The sequence below is a fragment of the Vibrio profundi genome, assembly GCF_043642225.1.
GTDB classification, from domain to species: Bacteria; Pseudomonadota; Gammaproteobacteria; order Enterobacterales; family Vibrionaceae; genus Vibrio; species Vibrio profundi_A.
Map to the genome: position 1 here is coordinate 23,875 of NZ_JBHZSF010000021.1, position 19,119 is coordinate 42,993.

Genomic DNA, 19,119 nt, shown 5'->3' on the forward strand with positions numbered 1-19,119 from the left:
AATATTTTTCAATATGAAGCTTTTGTGACAATTTAAGCACGCTTATTGACGCGTGCTTTTTTATATCTCAATATATACGCATATCCATATATGAGTATGTTAGATGCTACCACATCAATTCTTTAAATTACTTTCTGACGAAACACGCGTGCGATGCGTGATGTTAATTGTCCGTCAGGAATGCTTATCCGTTGGCGAGCTCACACAAGCTCTACAAGAGAGCCAACCTAAGGTCTCCCGTCATTTAGCTCAATTGCGTTCAGCAGGAATCATGACAGACGTTCGCCAAGGGCAGTGGGTATTTTATCGGCTCGCTGATGACCTGCCGGGCTGGATGAATAAGCTCATTGAGGATCTTGTAGCATCCAATTGTTTAAAAACCGAATACCAAGCAGATATCACTAGGCTACAAAACATGACGAATCGTCCTGTGTGTTGCCAATAACGAAAGAGATTAAATTATGACAGTTAAAGTAGGCATTAATGGGTTTGGCCGTATCGGCCGTCTAGCACTTCGTGCAGCTTTCGATTGGGAAGAGCTAGAGTTCGTACAAATTAATGATGTTGCTGGTGACACAGCGACACTGGCTCATCTTCTTGAGTTCGATTCAGTGCAAGGTCGCTTCCACCATGAAGTAACCGCAGAAGGCGAAGAGATGATCATCAAGGGCCAGCGTATCAAGACGACGCAAGAGCGTGACATCGATGCGATCGATTGGTCTGGTTGTGATGTGGTGATTGAAGCGACCGGTGTTCACCGTAAAACCTCTTTCCTAAACAAATACCTAGAGCAGGGCGTGAAGCGTGTTGTAGTATCGGCACCAGTGAAAGAAGAAGGTATCGCAAACATCGTTGTTGGTGTAAACGACAACATCTTCGACCCAGCAGTACACAAAATCGTAACGGCAGCGTCTTGTACAACAAACTGTATTGCCCCTGTGGTTAAAGTGATCAACGAGAAGCTTGGCATCGAGAACGCGTCATTCACGACGATTCACGATCTAACCAACACGCAGACTATTCTAGATGCACCGCATAAAGACCTACGTCGTGCACGTGCATGTGGCATGAGCTTAATCCCAACAACGACTGGCTCAGCTAAGGCGATTGTTGAGATCTTCCCTGAGCTTGAGAACCGCATTAATGGCCACGCAGTGCGTGTACCGCTAGCGAACGCTTCTCTGACAGACATCATCTTCGAAGTGAAGCAAGACACGACAGCGGAAGAGGTTAACGCGCTGCTGAAAGAAGCATCGGAGAATGAACTGAAAGGCATCCTTGGCTTTGAAGAGCGCCCATTGGTATCTATTGATTATAAAGGCGACCAACGTTCAACCATCGTAGATGCACTATCAACCATGTTAGTGGGTAAGCGCATGGTTAAGATCTACGCTTGGTACGACAACGAGATGGGTTACGCGACACGTACCGCTGAATTAGTTCGTACCGTTGGCCTTGCTAAATAAGAATCTGGAGAATACACAATGACACATCCGACGTGGCAACTAGACCTTGAGCAAGGCGCGCTGATTCTGACTCCATGCCCAGGTACTAAAGACGCTGATCTTGATGCATCTCTGGCACAACTGAAAGAGCAGGGCGTTGAAGCGATCGTAACGGCGCTTGATGATGCAGAGCTTGCAAGCAAAGACGTGGCAGCACTTGGCGAGAAAACCCGTGCACTAGGCATCCAGTGGTTCCAAATCGAAATCGAAGACGACTGTGCACCGGGTGCTGAGTTTGCAGCGAAATGGTCTGCGACAAGCCCAGAGCTACACAAAATCGTTGATAGCGGTGCGAAAGTCGCTATGCACTGCATGGGCGGTTCAGGTCGTACAGGTTTGTTCGCGGCTCACCTGCTTTTAGAAAAAGGCTGGGACCTCGACAAGATCGTTCAAGAAGTTCAAGCACTGCGTCCAGGTGCTTTCACTAAACCGATCCAGGTTGAGTATATCAATGGCGTAGCGAATAGCTAACCGTCATCGGTGCTAGACAAGGAGCTTTTGGTATCTGGAGTGTTAAGCTTATCGTGATCCAAAAGCTCTTTTTGTTTTGATTGCAGAGATAGCATTATGTTTTCAAATCTAAGTAAGAGTGTTCGCCAATACATGTTGGTGACATTCAACTACTGGAACTTCACCATTACTGATGGTGCACTTCGTATGCTGGTGGTTCTGTATTTTTACGACCTCGGCTACAGCTCGTTAGAGATCGCTTCACTGTTCCTTTTCTATGAATTTTTTGGTGTGGTGACGAATCTAATCGGTGGTTGGTTGGGGGCGCGTCTTGGCCTCAATAAGACCATGAACATTGGTTTGGGGATGCAAGTCTTCGCCTTGGGCATGCTGGCGTTGCCATCGACCATGTTGACCATCCCTTGGGTGATGGCGGCGCAGGCGCTGTCGGGTATCGCCAAAGACCTCAATAAGATGAGTGCCAAGAGCTCAATCAAGACCTTGGTACCGGATGAACAGCAAGGTGCTTTGTATAAGTGGATTGCGATTCTGACCGGATCTAAGAATGCGCTGAAAGGTGCGGGGTTCTTTATTGGTGGTTTGCTGCTTTCAATGATTGGCTTCCAATACGCTGTGCTTGCGATGGCTTCAGTGCTGACCTTGGTCTTTATTGGCAGTGTAGTGAGCTTAGAGGCAGACATGGGTAAGGCGAAAACCAAGCCTAAGTTCAAACAAATCTTCTCTAAGTCTGAATCCATCAATATCTTGTCGGCGGCACGCCTGTTCTTGTTTGGCGCTCGTGACGTGTGGTTCGTGATTGCTCTACCCATTTATCTCGGCAGCGTATTTGGTTGGGATCACTCTTGGGTTGGTGGCTTTTTAGCAGCTTGGACTATCGCTTACGGCTTTGTACAAGGCATCGCGCCTAAGATTACCGGTAAAACGCAAGGCAAGGTGCCAGATGGACACGCCGCTCTATTATGGGCGGGCGCACTGGCTATGGTGACGGCGGGTATTGCTTATGCTGTGCAGATCGCTTGGCAACCAGAACTGGTGATCATTGGTGGCTTGATGGTGTTTGGTGCCATCTTCGCGGTCAACTCATCGCTTCACTCATACCTGATTGTCAGCTACGCGAAAGGCGATGGTGTGTCGCTTGATGTGGGTTTCTACTACATGGCTAATGCAATGGGTCGCTTGATTGGCACAATCTTATCTGGTTTGGTATTCCAAATGGGCGGCTTATCAGCTTGTTTATGGGTCTCTTTTGCATTTTTGGCAATAACGACCCTGATTTCTCTTCGTTTACCTAAAGTGCCACAATCTTCTATGGCGTAATAACCGGAAGTCGACGAGGCTTTTACATTAAGCTGACTTGGTCTGTATACCGGTCAGCTTTTTTGTTGCTATAGTGTGAAGATTAGAAATTAATCAGAGGTTTACATGAAGCAACGAGTATTATTTTTCGACTTGGCGAGATGTGTTGCTGCTGTCGCGGTTATCGCGATTCATGTATTGGCCCCTTATCGTCACGAACTCAACTCTATCCCTTTCGACCAATGGTTCACTGCCGTTGGAGTGAATAGCATTAGCCGCTGGGCGGTTCCTGTCTTTATCTTGATAACTGGCGCTTTGATGCTAAGTGATCAGCGCCCATTTGACGCTAAGTACTACGTAAAGCGGCGTTTAGGCAAGGTACTGATCCCATTTATAGTGTGGTCCCTGTTTTATACGTACTTATCTGGGTGGTCTCTGTCTGGGTTTGATGGGGAAACCAGTTGGAACGTTTTACTGGAGAGCTATCATCAGTACACCTATTACCATTTAGGCTTCTTCTATTATTTTATCCCTCTCTATTTTGTGATTCCTTTTTTGCAAATCATGGTCAGAAAGACAGGTGACGGAGGGGTTTACGCATTTACAACGGTTTGGTTATTCACAACATTGCTTTACCTATTAGGTATCGATGGCCCATGGAGTCATGAATTGTGGCTGTATACCGGGTACCTACCTTTGGGGTATATCCTTTATAAGAAAGTACCACTCAATACATTGGCGTTAGTGGTAAGTGTATTACTTGGTGTGGGAGCATTAGTGACCACCGTTTATATGGTGGTTGAGACGAGTCTATCGGTCGATAAATATACAGTAGGGCGGTGGCTGTCTTACAAAACGTTGAATACCGTTTTAGCGGCCAGCATGATCTTTATGGTGTGTCGTTACTACGGAGAGAACTTATCTAAGCAATCTAATAAAGTCGTTGGGCTCATCAGCCAGCACAGTTTAGGCATTTACCTACTCCACCCGATATTTTTGTGGCCGATGAAAGAATTTGGATGGCACCAAGGGCATCCGGCTTGGGTGATTCCACTTTGGATCATTATTAGTGGTGGTGGTGCGCTATGGATGAGTTGGGTTCTCTCTAAATCTCAGAAAACCCGTTGGTTGTTACCTTAACGTTTTAAAGCAAAGTGTAGGAACTTGTCACCTTGGTAGGTGAGGGTTCCTTTATCACCCGGGTTTAAAGCATGGAAGTAGTGAATACCTACTTGGAATTCACGTTTTGGTCCAATTCGACCACGCTGAACGTAGATCCAGTATTCTTGATCATCTTGGCCGGGTAGAGCATCGGGTAACTCGATAGATTGTTTATCAAGAATGGTCACATCTACTTTTTGCTCTGGCGCATTTTCACCTTGCATGTGCTTACGATAGAAGCCAATGAAGACCCAGCCGCCAAGTAAAGCGAGCATTAGAATTGCGAAAAATAGTGAGCTGGGCATACAACCTCCAAAGATGAATTGTGTGTATTCTAATGTGACATTGAGCCAAGCATTGTGTTTAAAGCCATTATTCGTGAACTTTGTAATTAAGGTTTATTTTTTTTCGACTTACTTCACGTTTATCAAAGGGTTAGATTAGAGTAGTGAAACAAAATCTCACTGGTATACTCAAATTAGGTAACCAGTATAGAAGAATAGGGTAAAGCTCTACTAAAATAATTAGGCATAGTAGGAGGGCTGCGATGTCAGATATTGAAAAAGTCGTCACACGAACACGACGAATCGAAAAGCTTCTGAGGCTACAATATCATGCTGAAGGGAAAGGCTTACATCAGTTGATTACGAGCTGTGAAGAACGCTTGCCACACGATGTCATCAGTAAACTTCGTTATATAGCGACAATACGAAATAAAATTGTTCACGAAGAAGATTATGAGCTCGAAAATCAAAAAGAGTTTTTATTGGTATGTGACGATTGTGAAAAGGAACTGACGCCTAGAAGTGGCCGCTTTATTTGGCGTGCTGCGATTTTGCTAATGACGGCGATAACGTTGGCTGCCGTTGGGTTTTATTATGCCAATTGGGATATTTTAACCAAACACCTTCCTATTCAGTAACCACTTGCCGAACAGTACAAAAGAAAAAGGGACGCGAAAGCGTCCCTTTTTCTTTTTAAATTTAAACTTGCTTAGTACATCATCGGCAGTGTCATTAGGCCAACAACTACTGCGATCATTACAAGTCCTTGTTTTTGCGAAGAGGAAATCATAACACTGCTCCTTAATTTGATTGATGTTCTCTATGTGCTTAAGAATAGCACTACTTCTGGCGTTAGATCAATAATTACTTTCGAAAGCCTTAAAAGTAAAGGTTAAGTTCCATAATATTTTGTTTTTGTCAGGGGTTTTCTATTGTTTTTGGGGTGTTCTAATAGTGTGCGTTGTGTTTTATTTTTGTTCTGTGATCCTTTTAAGTTTATGATTTTGTTTTGTTTTTTGATGTAAATGTGTTTGTTAATAGTTGTTAAAGTGTATTAATGAAAGTTAGCTTGAGCATGGTTGTTCTGGGGTTGATTTATATGTGTTTGTCTTGTTTTTAGTGCGGAACTTGAAATTGGTTCTCATTTATTTTGGTGGTTATTGTGATGGGATGAGTGAGATTGGTTGTTAATGCCAGTAACCGAATGTCTGTGGTTATTGAGTCGATAAATACAAGAAATTTCAACGCATATTATTGAATTTAAATGATTTTATTGTTTTGTTTGTACTTGTTTGCTGTTGTTTTTAATCTGGAATGTTGAATTTGAGATTGTCTAAATCCTTAGTTATTGGTCATTAAGCTTGGCAAACGTTTGCTTTTGGGGTTGTGTCGCAGTCTTCCTTATCAGCATTGAGTGCAGATTTACGCGAGATTGAATATTGGTTTTAAATGGTCAGATCACACGTTTTTGGTGGAATCGTAATCAAGATCGAAGTTTCCATTATTGCTGCTTTACATCACTCAGACTCAGCCTAGACTGGCGGCGATTTGTCGTAATAAGGTAAGTGTATGTGGAGTTGGTTGGCTGTTTCATTATCTGGGATCGGAGCGGTGTCAGGGACGAAGCATGGACATAAAACACAATCCTTGTTTTACAAGGTGTTTACCTTTGTTCTTTTGGCAACTATTGTCCTAACTCAACACCCCATTCAAGAGTATTCTTATTGGATTGCTGGTGGCCTATTTGTTTCGGCCATTGCAGACGCGTTCCATACCTTAACTAAAAAGCGTGCGCTCTATTTCTTTTGTTTCTTACTGGCACAACTTTGTTATAGCAAGGCCTTTTGGGTTCAGTTGTCAGGCGAACTTGTATGGTGGCTATTGGCTCTGCTCTTAGCTGCAAGCATTGTCGCTTTCTTTTTACTTCTCCCACAGCTCGATAAAGTCGTTTTTCCCGTCGTGATTATGGGAATTATGCTGATCCAATTAACTTGGGCTGCCGCTGAAGTGTGGCTCATTGAATCAACAATGAATCATGCGATTGGGTTGATAGGTTGTATCATCTTGTCGCTTTCAGCCTTAGCGAGTGCACTCAATCGATACCGAAAACCCCTAACTCGCGCTTATATGTGGGTGACTGGGAGCTACTTCTTTGCTCATGGATTGATCGTCGCATCAGTTGTACTTTGATTTAACAAAGCCTGCTCCATATCAATACTTAATGTTGCTTTTCTCATTACTCTTTCGATTCAAAATTGAAAAGAGGTGTTTATGACAACTGAAATTCACGCGCATGCCGTCTTGAACTTACTCAAAGAGCAACCCATGACTCGTGCTGAACTAGAAGATGTGTTGGCGGCTGAGTATGGTGTTGATGCGCGCTTCCATACATGCAAACTCGATGGCCTAGACCTAGATTCGTTACTGGCATTTTTCTTTAAAAGAGAAAAAGTGATTCAAGATGGCGATAAGATTATGACGAACGTAGCGCGTGTCTGTAGCCACTAGTTAAGAAACGCGAGTCATAATTCGAAAAGCTAGATTGAGGCTGCTATACTCCGCGCATTCTAGCTTTTCGAGTATTCCCTATGGAAATCCTATCCGCAGCGACCATGCTGTTTCTTATTATGGATCCACTTGGTAATTTGCCAATTGTCCTATCGATTCTTAAACATATTGATCCTAAGCGTCGCCGAATCGTTTTAATCCGAGAGCTGATTTTCGCACTGATTATCTTGATGCTGTTCCTGTTTGCGGGTCAAAGTATCTTGAACTTCCTACACGTTCAGCCCGAAACATTGAGTATATCTGGCGGTATTATCCTCTTTATTATTGCCATTAAGATGATTTTTCCAAGCGCTGGGAGTATCACAGGGTTAGCGGCCGGTGAAGAGCCGTTTATTGTACCAATGGCCATTCCAATGATTGCAGGTCCTTCTGTGATTGCTGCGTTGATTCTATTGTCGACTCAAAACCCAGATAATATGTTGGAGCTCTCGCTGTCTGTGCTACTGGCATGGGGGGTCACGTTCTTTATTTTAATGTTTAATGGATTCTTCTTAAGAGTCTTAGGAGAACGAGGCTTGAAGGCGATTGAGCGTCTGATGGGTTTACTGCTTGTGATGCTGTCGACTCAGATGTTCTTGGACGGCGTGAAGAGTTACATGTCTTAAGTTTCGAGATGAAAAAGGCCGCTCACTGAGCGGCCTTTTTTTACATCATGTATTTACGACGAATATCGAGCAGAGCAAAGATACCAAAGATTAGAATGGACCACTTCTCCCACTTCGTCATATTGATCTTGTCACCAAACGCGCCAATAAAAATCAGCATCTGGATACCGTGCATAAAAAACAGGAAGGCGGTCATGATATAAAGAGCAATCGCCGCGTTACCCGGAAATGGGTGAAAGATGTTAACAATCAATACAAACCACACAAAAGCAATCGAAGCTTTCGCTAGCATAAGCAGTATTTTCATTCGGTGTTCCTTTCAAATAATCGGTAGCTTGATTGCCCCGTTGTTTTATCTCGGTAAAGTGCCCAGTTTTCTGGCATGCCCTCGAGCTGCAGTTCTTTCTCGGTTTCGACGTAGATAATCGCGTTTTCCGTTAACCAGCCATTATTCTCAAGCAGTTGAACAGTCTCTGCAAGTAAGCCTTTACGAAATGGAGGATCCAGAAACACCAGATCAAACGGGGTTCCAGGTTGGCGCAAATAGGTCAGCGCGTCCGTGTTAACCACTTTGATGTTATCGGCTTTGACTTCTTTCGCATTCATTTCAAGCTGCTTGGCAGCTTTTTGGTTCATTTCTAACAGCGTCACCAACTTCGCTTGGCGAGAAGCTGCTTCAAAACCTAACCCTCCCGACCCAGCAAATACATCCAAACAGGTAGAGTTTGGGATATCTTGAGCTAACCAGTTAAATAATGTTTCTTTAACTCGGTCAATGGTTGGTCGAAGACCTTCTAAATCGTGAACAGGCAGTTTTCTTCCTCTCCAAGAACCACTAATAATTCGAACAAAGCCTCCTGATGGCTTTTTTTGTGATGTGTTTTGCTGGCGACGTCTTACCATAGATTTTTTGACCGCTAATAAAGTGATACTATACCGAGCCCAATTTAATTTGGTTCGAGTATTAAATAAATTTGCAATGACAAAGTGTAGCAAGCTAAACGTAAAGTTTTCACTGCTTTGTCATATTTCTTTGCTATTCGCTTATGCTACCAGTAAAGAGCGGAATTGCATTGAGCCAATACAGTTAATAAGTAGATTTAGGAAACCCCTCTGATGGCGGAAAAAAAGAAGCGCGGATTATTATCGTGGCTTGGCTTTGGTGAAGAAGAACAAAGCACACAAACTCAGAATGAAGCAAAACAAGAATCAGTAGAGATCGAACAGGAATCTGTCGAGTCAGACGCGAAAGCTGAATCAGAAGTGGTTGAACAGGTTGAAGAAAGCGTACAGCCTGAACTAGCAGAAGCAGAAGCAGAAGCAGAAGCAGAAGCAGAAGCAGAAGCAGAAGCAGAAGCAGAAGCAGAAGCAGCGCCTGTTGCAGCTCCACAGGTTGAAGAAGTTCAAGAAAAGCCAACCGAAAGCTTTTTTGCACGTTTAAAGCGCAGCTTAAGCAGAACTAAAGCCAATATTGGTGCTGGTTTCTTTGGCCTGTTTAAAGGTAAAAAAATCGATGATGAGTTGTTTGAAGAACTAGAAGAACAACTACTGATTGCCGATGTGGGGATGAATACCACCGTAAAAATCATCGAAAATTTAACGGATAAAGCATCGCGCCAAGATTTAAAAGACGGTGAAGCGTTATACGGGCTGTTAAAAGAAGAAATGGCAGAGATTTTAAGCCAGGTCGAACAGCCACTAGAGGTGGATACCAGTAAAACACCTTACGTAATTTTAATGGTGGGTGTAAATGGTGTCGGTAAAACCACAACCATTGGTAAGTTAGCGAAACAGTTCCAAGGGCAAGGTAAGAAAGTCATGCTTGCGGCTGGCGATACTTTCCGTGCTGCTGCGGTTGAACAACTGCAAGTGTGGGGGCAACGTAATGAAGTACCTGTTATTGCTCAGCATACTGGCGCTGATAGTGCCTCTGTTATTTATGATGCAATTGAAGCTGCGAAAGCACGTGGCGTCGATGTGGTGATTGCAGATACCGCCGGGCGCTTACAGAACAAGAGCAACTTGATGGAAGAGTTGCGTAAGATTGTGCGTGTGATGAAAAAAATCGATGATTCTGCACCGCATGAAATTATGCTGACCTTAGACGCGGGCACAGGCCAAAATGCGATCAGCCAAGCGAAGCTATTTAGCGAAGTGGCTCCCGTTACAGGTATCACTTTAACGAAGTTAGATGGTACGGCGAAAGGTGGTGTGATCTTCTCTATTGCTGATCAGTTCCAAATCCCAATTCGTTTTATTGGTGTAGGTGAAGGCATTGATGATTTACGCCCATTTGAATCTCAAGATTTCATTGAAGCCCTGTTTAGCCGTGAAGAATAACGATACCCATCGTAGAGAAATGTAAGTTAGCGTGATTAGAGTGATCGGTAAGAGGATTTTTCGGTGATCAAATTTCAGCAAGTCAGTAAAGCCTACCGAGGTGGTCGTCAGGCGTTACAAAAAGTGGATTTTCATCTTCGTCGAGGAGAAATGGCTTTTTTAGGCGGACATTCAGGTGCAGGTAAAAGTACCTTGTTGAAATTGATCTGCGCGATTGAACGCCCAACCGACGGCAAAATTCGTTTTAACGATCACGACATCACGCGAATTCCAGCCAAAGATATTCCTTTTTTACGCCGCAACATCGGTATTGTCTTTCAAGATCACCGCTTGTTAATGGATCGCTCTATCTTCGACAACGTTGCACTACCGATGCGAATCGAGTCGATTTCGGAAAATGAAATCAAGCGCCGTGTTAGCGCTGCATTGGATAAAACGGGGTTATTGGATAAAGCACGCTGCCTGCCTAGCCAGTTGTCTGGTGGTGAACAACAACGAGTTGGCATTGCGCGCGCCGTTGTTAATCGCCCAACATTACTGCTGGCGGATGAGCCTACTGGTAATCTTGACCCTGAATTGTCCAACCGAGTATTACGCCTCTTTGAAGAATTCAATCGTGCAGGTGTCACCATATTACTCGCGACACACGATTTGGGGTTAGTGAATACTCGCCCTCAATATAGACATCTTGAATTAAACCAAGGCTTTCTAAGTGAGGTAGAAGGTTATGGCCGTTAATAAGCGTAATAAAAAGGTCAAGCAAAGCCGAGAGAGTAAACGTCCGAATACGGATGGCTTTTTTACCATACATTTTAAGCAAGCTAAGGCATCATTCTCTGAGTTATGGGCACGCCCATTGGGGAGCATTCTCACATTAGCCGTAATTTCCATGGCCTTAGCGATGCCGGCAAGTTTGTATTTGCTTGGAAAGAATATTGGCGAAGTGGCACAAGACGTCGCGAGCCCATCGCAGATTAGTGCCTATATTGAAGAGGGAATTCCTGACGCTCGCGTTATGGTGCTCAAAGACCAAATTGAAAGTTGGGAGCAAGTCGCGGTTGTTGAATATATTTCACCGCAGCAAGGTTTAGCCGATCTCAGCCAATATTCTGGGTTTGATCAGGCGTTGTCTCTACTTGATGATTATGCGCTTCCAGGTGTGCTTATTGTGACGCCTAATGCTGAAAGTAACTCTCTTATTAAAGAAGTGGCAAGCAAGATAAAACAAGAAGATGAAATTACTGATGTACGCCTAGACGAAGATTGGTTAGCGCGCCTAGATGCCATTAAGGCATTAGCCAGTGTCATCGTGATTACATTAACGATTTTGATGTTAGGGGCGGTTTTCTTAATTATCGGAAACACTTTGCGATTTAATGTGTTGGCTCGTAAAGATGAGATTCAAACGATGAAGCTTATCGGCGCAACGGATGGCTTTATTCTTCGTCCATATTTGTACTCAGGAATGTGGTTTGGTTTATTAGGTGGAACCAGTGCATGGGTACTTACGGCTTTAATAACCGTTTTGCTGAATAGCGCAGTAGAAGATCTAGCGCAACTATATGATAGTCATTTCCGTTTGATTGGCTTGAGCTGGGATGAATCCTTGCTACTGCTGATTTTAGGTACTTTACTCGGCAGCATTGCGGCGAGACTGTCTGCTCAACGTCATTTAAAAGAAATTGAACCTGTTTAGTTGAATGCGGTCATAATTACGGAATAAATAGAGAGATGTTATACGGTCTGTGACTTGTATAGACGAAATGATTATGCATAATTACTTCCCCCTTCTTGAATCTTGTTCATTTTAGGTTCAGTATTGACGGGTTTTAATACAAGTATTACTCCAGATCAGAGATTGATGAGGAAATGAATGGCAAACCAAGCGTATCAAATGGCTTTAGTCACACAAGATAGCCTAGACAGCTATATCCGCTCAGCGAACAGCTACCCAATGCTGACGCCTGACGAAGAACGTGAACTGGCAGAGCGATTACATTACAAAGGTGAAATCGATGCCGCGAAAGGTTTGATCCTTTCTCACCTTCGATTCGTTGTTCATGTAGCAAGAGGTTACTCTGGCTACGGCCTTCCAATGGCAGACTTAGTTCAAGAAGGCAATATTGGCCTGATGAAAGCAGTGAAGCGCTTTAACCCGGAAGTAGGGGTTCGATTGGTGTCTTTTGCTGTTCACTGGATTAAGGCTGAAATCCATGAGTACGTACTGCGTAACTGGCGCATCGTAAAAATTGCGACGACAAAAGCTCAGCGCAAATTATTCTTCAACCTACGTAAGTCTAAAAAACGCTTAGGCTGGTTTAACAATGGTGAAGTCGAAACCGTTGCTCGTGAGTTAGGTGTAGAGCCGTCAGAAGTTCGTGAAATGGAGTCTCGCCTTGCAGCGCAAGATGCTACTTTTGAAGCTCCGATGGACGATGATGAATCTGGCTCAGCGTATACCGCACCAGTTTACTATTTAGAAGATAAAGCATCTGATGTAGCTGAAACGGTTGAAGCGTCTAACTGGGAATCTCATACCAATAATCGCCTAGGTTTAGCTTTGAAGAGCCTAGATGAGCGTAGCCAACATATTGTTCGCTCGCGTTGGTTAGACGATCAGAAAGCAACCCTTCAAGAATTAGCCGAAACGTACGGAATTTCTGCTGAGCGTGTTCGTCAGTTAGAAAAGAACGCAATGAAGAAGCTGAAATCGGCAGTTGGTGAGTTTTAACCTCTAGCCGTTACTCAATTTAGAGAAAGCCGAGATCGAGAGATCTCGGCTTTTTTATTTGGATCGAAAAGTCAGTTCCAGCGATCGCAATAATGCCCTTTCCCCTGTGGGTAACTCTGTGAGGTAATTATTCAACAATTGTCCAAAAGCAGGGTGTAGCAAGGCTATCAGAGTGTTTGTCCTATGGGGATACTTTCCAAGCAACCCACAGATAGATCAAGATCATCACTACATATAGTGGATCAATTTATCTCAAACCACTTTATTCACGCAATCCACAAACTTATCCACAAATGGTGTAAAAGTGATCACTGGTGGATAACCTTAATAACTGGATGTGATTGTTGGTCTTGGGATAGGTTACAATGGCAGCAAATAAAAACATCGTAAAAATGAGAAAGTAATGGACCAATTCAAACATATAGATGTTCAGGGAGCTCAAGCCCTAATTGAACAGAAATCTGCCAAGTTAGTGGATATACGTGACCCACAATCATTTGCAGTGGCGCATGCAGAATCTGCATATCATTTGACGAATGACACCATGGTGCCATTCATGGATGAAGTAGAATTTGACGACCCCATTTTGGTGATGTGTTACCACGGCATAAGTAGCCAAGGCGCAGCACAGTATTTAGTGAATCAAGGCTTTGAAGAGGTATACAGTGTTGATGGTGGCTTTGAAGCTTGGCACCGTGCGGCATTACCTGTTATCGCTGGATAGGAGAAACTATGATTAGGTTGATTTCGTTAGACAATCCGAGGTTAGGTCAAGCTTTTATTGATTTTATGGCCTCACGGCAGATCAATGTTCAAATGATGCCTGAAGGAGCAGGGCAGTTTTCGCTCTGGCTAACGGATGGACAATATCAAGTTGATGTCGAAGCGGAACTCAAACGCTTTCTGTCCGAGCCTAATCATTCTCGCTACCAAGCGGCGTCCTGGGATATGGCGGAAAGCCGAAAAAGTAATTTTACTTACCATACTCCTAGCTTTTTGAGCATGCTAAAAGCGAAAGCTGGGCCTGTGACATTGAGCTTAATGCTGATTTGTGTGGTGGTGTTTCTCTTACAGCAAGTCGGCTTTGGCAAAGCCATATTTTCTGCGTTGCATTTCCCGGCTATTGATGGGCAGCAATGGCAACTTTGGCGTTGGTTAAGCCATGCCGTGCTTCATTTCTCAGCCATGCATATAGCGTTCAATATTTTATGGTGGTGGCAGCTCGGTGGTGATATTGAGCAACGATTGGGTGGTGTAAAACTACTGCAAATATTTGTTGTTTCTTCTGCACTTTCAGGTGCAGGCCAATACTGGATTGAAGGGGCGAACTTTGGCGGCTTGTCTGGCGTAGTATATGCGCTCGTCGGTTACCTGTGGGTAATAGGAAGCAAAGCGCCACAAGTTGGTTTATCTATTCAAAAGCCCATTGTCGGCTTTATGTTAATCTGGCTAATCTTGGGATATGTTCAACCCTTTATGGCGATCGCAAATACAGCTCATTTAGCAGGCTTGGTCTCTGGTATCGGGTTAGCATGGCTTGATGCGACGAAGTTTAAATCGAGACACTAATTCTCGCGTAATAAAAAAGCGGCCATCAGGGCCGCTTTTTTAATACTATCATCACGTCTATTGGTAGAGATACTTGGTAAACAGCAAATCTGCAATAATGGTTTTCCCAGTTTCAGGTAGCAGGATTTGGTTAAGGTGATCCACTAAGGTTTTTCTTAGGTCTTCACGCCCTGCTAATGATTTAATCGTATCTTCGCCCTGTTTACCGAGTAATTCGATGACGGCATCGCGAATGAGTGGCTGATGCAATTCAATAATGGCTAAGTCTGTGCTGTTTGCCACCATGATGTCGATTCTGACTTGAATGTACCCTAGCTTCTTCCCTTTGGTGAAAAAGTTAGTCGTTAAGTCTGGTTCTAGAGTGAAATAAGCAAGTTTAGGGACAGCGTTTTCTTCTTCAGCAAAACTTGGTAGTGAAAAAATAAGGCTAATCGCTAGAAATATTTGGGCTACATAACGTTTGTGCATATTTTTGACTTTTCTTTAGTTTAATCGCGATATTCGAAACGCGTTTGTCTTGATACAATGAACGGTCTAAATCTAAAAACAGATATAACATGACTTCCGGTTAAGTAGGACCGAAAGTTGAAGCTTTATTGTACGTGTAAAGCCACTTATTGAATACTAGTATGAATCAGTCAATACCGCTTTATCTAAATTCGTTAATGAATGTAGATTGGCAAAACACAGAAAACTTTAACTTCCCGAGTGAATCTGCAAAACAGTGGCTTATGGAGCAAGGTTCATTGTCTCGCCGTTTGGGGGCGTGCTGCCAACATTTATCTGTTGAGTTGCTTCATAACCAAACTGTAGAACAAGAAAACCTCAAAGACGATGAAAAACAGTTACTTTCATCGTTGGATTGTTTATTACGTGAAGTTGTCCTTCAAGGGGATGGTTCACCGTGGGTGCTTGGGCGCACTTTGATCCCAAGGGAAACATTACAAGACCAGCCTTACGATTTGTCTAGGCAAGGCGAGATCCCTCTAGGGCTCACCGTGTTTAGTGCTGACAATGTTAAGCGCGATGCTTTACAAGTCGGTTGGGTGGAAAGTGAACAAGGGCTGTTACTCGCGCGCCGCTCTCGCTTATGGATGAACCATAAGCCGATGTTGGTGGCTGAATTGTTTCTGCCTACGTCCCCAATTTACTCTAAGGAGAGAGTGTAGATGTCTGCCACTAAAGCCAAGGCGTATTGGCAGTTGATGAGAATGGATCGCCCAATTGGTACGCTACTATTGTTGTGGCCGACGCTATGGGCATTAGTGGTCGCGGCAGAAGGCATGCCAAACCTAAATGTGCTACTTGTCTTTACGCTCGGGGTTGTCTTGATGCGGGCGGCAGGTTGTGTGATTAATGATTTTGCTGATAGAAAAGTCGATGGGCACGTAAAGAGAACGAAGCAGCGTCCGCTACCGTCAGGCGCGGTCTCGAGTAAAGAAGCGGTCGTACTTTTTCTGATTTTAGGAATCGTGTCATTTCTTCTGGTTTTGACGATGAATCCTCTGACGATCAAACTCTCGTTCGCGGGTATTGCGTTGGCATTTGTTTACCCATTCATGAAACGTTTTACCCACTTGCCGCAACTCTTTTTGGGTTTGGCGTTCAGTTGGGCTATTCCTATGGCGTGGGCTGCACAAACGAACGAATTGCCTAGTATTGTTTGGTTTATTTTTACGATTAATGCGTTGTGGACCATCGCCTACGATACACAATACGCGATGGTTGATAGAGATGATGATTTAAAAATAGGGATAAAGTCGACGGCGATTTTGTTTGGACGCTTCGATAAGTTGATCATTGGAGTGTTGCAGTTAATTACGCTTGCGATGCTTATTGTGCTTGGTATGGAATACCAGTTAGGCGATACCTTTTATTGGAGTCTATTGGTTGTCGGTGGCTTGTTTGTATATCAACAACACTTGATACGCCATCGTGCACGAGATTTGTGTTTTCAAGCTTTCCTTAACAATAACTATGTAGGGATGGCAATCACCGCTGGGCTATTGATCGCTTTTTGGTAATGAATCTTCGATAAGAAAAAGGCATCCAGTTGGATGCCTTTTTTGTTTCATGCCGTTTTAATTAGCTTGATGGATGCTTTCTTGAATGGTCAATCGAACTTCTGGGTAGAGCATTGAATAAAGCATGCTCGCAAACTGTTGTGTTTTCTCTAGATTGCAGTTGCCATCATTATCCAAATACGCCTGCTGTTTCAATGTTGAAAACAACGCCGCAAATACCCCTTTATCGAAAAACTCTGGTGCATTGATACCATGTAAGCGTCCTAAACGTTGAGCGATATCCTGACTCTTCTTCTCTAAATCCGACTTATCCAGTTCTGGATTTTCGGCTAGCAGGTTAAGCGCAATTGAGTAGCGCTGAAGCGTTTCTGAAATGGTACGGCCGAGTAGCATCAAAGCTTGGCTGTTTGATTGGTTCATCGTAATGATGTCATCTTCCGCGACAACCATTTCCTGACGGATCAGTTCAGCAATGATTCGTTCAACCACCTCATTTAACGCTTCTTCTTGATAGCTTAGGAATAGCTCTTTCTTCAAGAACGGGTAGATAGTCGTGACGTTTTGCTGGATCTGTTCTACCGTCAGGCGACGATTACGAACCAACATTTGGGCAACCAAAGAAGGCAAAGCAAACAGATGAATGATGTTATTTCGGTAGTAGGTCATCAGGATCGACTGATGGCGGTCAAGGGAAATAATGTCACCCATGGTATCGGATTCAATGATGAACTTGTCTAACGCTTCCGCATGTTTCACCAAATCTTCAGCACTGTCTTTAGGGATAGTGTAAGTGTCGGAGTAAGGAACGTTTTTGAGGATAGACAGGTAACTCTCTATTTGAGAGACCAGTGAATCACGAGATAACGCACGCTGGCGAGAAGCAAGTAATGCGGTCGCACACAACGTTAGCGCGTTGGTTGCCGCTGCATCGTTGATGTGAGTCATCATTTTGGTTGCAAGATCGTTGACTACAGGTGTCATCCATTGCGGTTTACTGGTTCCCATCGGGTCGATATCTTGCGTCCATTCCGGAGCTTGCTCATTCAAATATTGATTAAGCGGGATCGGCTCACCAAAGTTCACGTAGCCTTGACCGAAATTACGCAGTTTACGAATGGTACGAATAACCAATCCGGCATTTTCTTTTTCCTTCCGAGCGCCGCGTAATTCTTTAGCGTAAGTACTTACTTCCATTACATGCTCATAGCCAATATAGACAGGGACTAACGTCACGGGACGGTTCAGGCCTCTTAGCATGGCTTGGATAGTCATCGCTAACATACCGGTTTTTGCTTGTAATAAGCGGCCTGTACGTGAGCGACCACCTTCACTGAAGTACTCCACTGAGTAGCCTTTAGCAAATAGCTCTGCGAGGTACTCACGGAAAATCGTAGAGTAAAGCTTGTTGCCCTTGAAGCTGCGGCGAATGAAGAAAGCGCCACCACGACGGAAAATCGGCCCTGCAGGGAAGAAGTTTAAGTTAATACCTGCGGCGATATGTGGTGGAACCATGCCTTCGTTATAAAGCACATAAGATAACAGTAGGTAATCCATATGGCTGCGATGACAAGGTACATAGACAATCTCATGACCGTCTTGCGCAAGTTTACGAACCGTCGAGGCATTATTAATATGCAAGCCTTGATAAAGCTTATTCCACAACCAGCCTAAAATTTTGGAACCACGCTTAATCAGCGAGTAAGAGAAATCAGCGGCAATCTCATCCATGATGGCTTGCGCTTCTTTGTTCGCTTTCTCGATAGAAATATTCTTAGATTTCGCTTCGTCTTCTATCGCCTTTTTAATAGCTTCAGATTTGAGTAAACGGTCAAACAGTGCTTGACGACTTGGTAAGCTAGGGCCAGAAGCCGCTAACTTTTGACGAGAGAAGTGAATGCGAGCGACGCGTGCAAGTTTATGTGCAATCGAGCTGTCTGTCCCATGAGAGTCAGCCATATAACGCAACGACACGACAGGGCTAAAGCGAACTAAGCAATCTCGGCCAGAAAGGAAAACCGCTTGAGCTTTCTGGATACCATTCATGGCTTGAAGGTAAGGCTTTTGGTTCGCTTCTTTACCCGGTTGGCGCCCCCAAAGTACGGTGGCAGGAATGACCTGAACATCGAGCTCTGAATCTTGATTGTGCAATTGCAGCAAATCGGTAAACGCGGCAATGGACGAGCTTGGGACGTGTTGGTCGTCTTGTACTAATGTCGGACGCGATGAAATGAAGACATAACGTTGATACTGGCTACCGTTGATTTCGAGAGGGCTAAGCGGATCGGGCAGGCCTAATTCTAAAGCATGCTTTTGTAATGTGAGTAGATCAACGCTTGAGCGGAATGGTAGTGCATAGACAATCGGTTTGTTGACATCAATACTATGATCTTCAATAGGATTAGAAGGAATCGATGTTCCTTTCACTAATACCGATAAAGGAAGTTTCAGTAATGAACGTGAAAAAGCTTGTCCAGAAGACATAAAGGTTCACAGCCTCAATAGTTATTTCAATGGGCTTAGCGCATCTCTATTTCTTTGGTGAATGGGTGATCCCACGGATAAAAT

22 protein-coding genes are annotated in these 19,119 nt (G+C 43.9%); 17 read left to right on the top strand and 5 right to left on the bottom strand.

Annotated elements, in window-relative coordinates:
* The first annotated feature begins 103 nt into the window (after positions 1 to 103).
* The 5 genes from ACHUFI_RS21045 (at position 104) to ACHUFI_RS21065 (ending at position 4,412) form a co-directional block, all read left to right on the top strand.
* Complete coding sequence (locus ACHUFI_RS21045) at positions 104 to 445, top strand: metalloregulator ArsR/SmtB family transcription factor (RefSeq protein WP_394252756.1); 342 nt, start codon at positions 104 to 106, stop codon at positions 443 to 445.
* A gap of 16 nt (positions 446 to 461) precedes the next feature.
* Complete coding sequence (locus ACHUFI_RS21050) at positions 462 to 1,466, top strand: ArsJ-associated glyceraldehyde-3-phosphate dehydrogenase (protein ID WP_394252758.1); 1,005 nt, start codon at positions 462 to 464, stop codon at positions 1,464 to 1,466.
* Between the two features lie 18 nt (positions 1,467 to 1,484).
* On the top strand, positions 1,485 to 1,976 hold the full coding sequence (locus ACHUFI_RS21055; RefSeq protein WP_394252760.1) for a cyclin-dependent kinase inhibitor 3 family protein: 492 nt from the start codon (positions 1,485 to 1,487) through the stop codon (positions 1,974 to 1,976).
* A gap of 96 nt (positions 1,977 to 2,072) precedes the next feature.
* Complete coding sequence (gene arsJ, locus ACHUFI_RS21060; protein WP_394252762.1) at positions 2,073 to 3,293, top strand: organoarsenical effux MFS transporter ArsJ; 1,221 nt, start codon at positions 2,073 to 2,075, stop codon at positions 3,291 to 3,293.
* 105 nt (positions 3,294 to 3,398) lie between these two features.
* On the top strand, positions 3,399 to 4,412 hold the full coding sequence (locus ACHUFI_RS21065) for an acyltransferase (protein WP_394252764.1): 1,014 nt from the start codon (positions 3,399 to 3,401) through the stop codon (positions 4,410 to 4,412).
* Here the strand turns inward: ACHUFI_RS21065 and ACHUFI_RS21070 are convergent.
* Positions 4,409 to 4,738, bottom strand: a complete 330-nt coding sequence (locus ACHUFI_RS21070) for a DUF2500 domain-containing protein (RefSeq protein ID WP_394252766.1) — start codon at positions 4,736 to 4,738, stop codon at positions 4,409 to 4,411. The genes ACHUFI_RS21065 and ACHUFI_RS21070 overlap by 4 nt on opposite strands.
* Positions 4,739 to 4,980: 242 nt before the next feature.
* On the opposite strand from ACHUFI_RS21070, the gene ACHUFI_RS21075 reads away from it, so the two are divergent.
* The 4 genes from ACHUFI_RS21075 to ACHUFI_RS21090 all read left to right on the top strand — a co-directional run bounded on the left by ACHUFI_RS21075 (position 4,981) and on the right by ACHUFI_RS21090 (position 7,890).
* A complete protein-coding gene (locus tag ACHUFI_RS21075) occupies positions 4,981 to 5,355 on the top strand; it encodes a DUF4145 domain-containing protein (protein WP_394252768.1) in 375 nt (124 codons plus the stop codon).
* A 931-nt stretch (positions 5,356 to 6,286) separates the two neighbouring features.
* Positions 6,287 to 6,907 (top strand): lysoplasmalogenase, encoded by a 621-nt coding sequence (locus ACHUFI_RS21080; RefSeq protein WP_394252770.1) that lies wholly within the window; start codon positions 6,287 to 6,289, stop codon positions 6,905 to 6,907.
* 81 nt (positions 6,908 to 6,988) lie between these two features.
* Positions 6,989 to 7,225 carry a YecH family metal-binding protein gene (locus ACHUFI_RS21085; RefSeq protein WP_394252772.1) on the top strand — a complete coding sequence of 79 codons (237 nt, stop codon included), beginning with the start codon at positions 6,989 to 6,991 and terminating at the stop codon, positions 7,223 to 7,225.
* A gap of 80 nt (positions 7,226 to 7,305) precedes the next feature.
* A complete protein-coding gene (locus tag ACHUFI_RS21090; RefSeq protein ID WP_394252774.1) occupies positions 7,306 to 7,890 on the top strand; it encodes a YhgN family NAAT transporter in 585 nt (194 codons plus the stop codon).
* A 40-nt stretch (positions 7,891 to 7,930) separates the two neighbouring features.
* Here ACHUFI_RS21090 and ACHUFI_RS21095 read toward each other — a convergent pair whose 3' ends face one another.
* On the bottom strand, positions 7,931 to 8,197 hold the full coding sequence (locus ACHUFI_RS21095) for a DUF1145 domain-containing protein (RefSeq protein WP_394252776.1): 267 nt from the start codon (positions 8,195 to 8,197) through the stop codon (positions 7,931 to 7,933).
* The gene (rsmD, locus tag ACHUFI_RS21100) at positions 8,194 to 8,793 is read right to left on the bottom strand and encodes a 16S rRNA (guanine(966)-N(2))-methyltransferase RsmD (protein ID WP_394252778.1); all 600 of its coding nucleotides are present in this window, start codon (positions 8,791 to 8,793) and stop codon (positions 8,194 to 8,196) included. Before rsmD ends, ACHUFI_RS21095 begins: the two co-directional genes overlap by 4 nt.
* A 213-nt stretch (positions 8,794 to 9,006) precedes the next feature.
* Here rsmD and ftsY point away from each other — a divergent pair, with 213 nt between their 5' ends.
* The 6 genes from ftsY (at position 9,007) to glpG (ending at position 14,530) form a co-directional block, all read left to right on the top strand.
* Complete coding sequence (gene ftsY / locus ACHUFI_RS21105; RefSeq protein ID WP_394252780.1) at positions 9,007 to 10,230, top strand: signal recognition particle-docking protein FtsY; 1,224 nt, start codon at positions 9,007 to 9,009, stop codon at positions 10,228 to 10,230.
* A 63-nt stretch (positions 10,231 to 10,293) separates the two neighbouring features.
* Positions 10,294 to 10,968: a cell division ATP-binding protein FtsE gene (gene ftsE / locus ACHUFI_RS21110; protein WP_394252782.1), complete on the top strand. Its 675-nt coding sequence runs from the start codon at positions 10,294 to 10,296 to the stop codon at positions 10,966 to 10,968.
* Positions 10,958 to 11,926 carry a permease-like cell division protein FtsX gene (ftsX, locus tag ACHUFI_RS21115; RefSeq protein WP_394252784.1) on the top strand — a complete coding sequence of 323 codons (969 nt, stop codon included), beginning with the start codon at positions 10,958 to 10,960 and terminating at the stop codon, positions 11,924 to 11,926. The genes ftsE and ftsX overlap by 11 nt, the downstream gene beginning before the upstream one ends.
* Before the next feature lie 177 nt (positions 11,927 to 12,103).
* Positions 12,104 to 12,961 carry an RNA polymerase sigma factor RpoH gene (gene rpoH, locus ACHUFI_RS21120; RefSeq protein WP_394252786.1) on the top strand — a complete coding sequence of 286 codons (858 nt, stop codon included), beginning with the start codon at positions 12,104 to 12,106 and terminating at the stop codon, positions 12,959 to 12,961.
* A gap of 403 nt (positions 12,962 to 13,364) precedes the next feature.
* Entirely contained in the window at positions 13,365 to 13,685 is a 321-nt protein-coding gene (gene glpE, locus ACHUFI_RS21125) for a thiosulfate sulfurtransferase GlpE (RefSeq protein WP_394252788.1), read from the top strand.
* A gap of 8 nt (positions 13,686 to 13,693) precedes the next feature.
* The gene (glpG, locus tag ACHUFI_RS21130) at positions 13,694 to 14,530 is read left to right on the top strand and encodes a rhomboid family intramembrane serine protease GlpG (protein ID WP_394252790.1); all 837 of its coding nucleotides are present in this window, start codon (positions 13,694 to 13,696) and stop codon (positions 14,528 to 14,530) included.
* A 57-nt stretch (positions 14,531 to 14,587) separates the two neighbouring features.
* Here glpG and ACHUFI_RS21135 read toward each other — a convergent pair whose 3' ends face one another.
* A complete protein-coding gene (locus tag ACHUFI_RS21135) occupies positions 14,588 to 14,998 on the bottom strand; it encodes a flagellar basal body-associated protein FliL (RefSeq protein WP_394252792.1) in 411 nt (136 codons plus the stop codon).
* 161 nt (positions 14,999 to 15,159) lie between these two features.
* Between ACHUFI_RS21135 and ACHUFI_RS21140 the strand changes: the two genes are divergently transcribed.
* Positions 15,160 to 15,699 (top strand): chorismate lyase, encoded by a 540-nt coding sequence (locus ACHUFI_RS21140; protein ID WP_394252794.1) that lies wholly within the window; start codon positions 15,160 to 15,162, stop codon positions 15,697 to 15,699.
* Positions 15,700 to 16,554 (top strand): 4-hydroxybenzoate octaprenyltransferase, encoded by an 855-nt coding sequence (ubiA, locus tag ACHUFI_RS21145; protein WP_394252796.1) that lies wholly within the window; start codon positions 15,700 to 15,702, stop codon positions 16,552 to 16,554.
* Positions 16,555 to 16,611: 57 nt separating this feature from the next.
* On the opposite strand, the gene plsB is transcribed toward ubiA, so the two are convergent.
* Positions 16,612 to 19,035 carry a glycerol-3-phosphate 1-O-acyltransferase PlsB gene (gene plsB / locus ACHUFI_RS21150; RefSeq protein ID WP_394252798.1) on the bottom strand — a complete coding sequence of 808 codons (2,424 nt, stop codon included), beginning with the start codon at positions 19,033 to 19,035 and terminating at the stop codon, positions 16,612 to 16,614.
* Between the last annotated feature and the right edge of the window lie 84 nt (positions 19,036 to 19,119).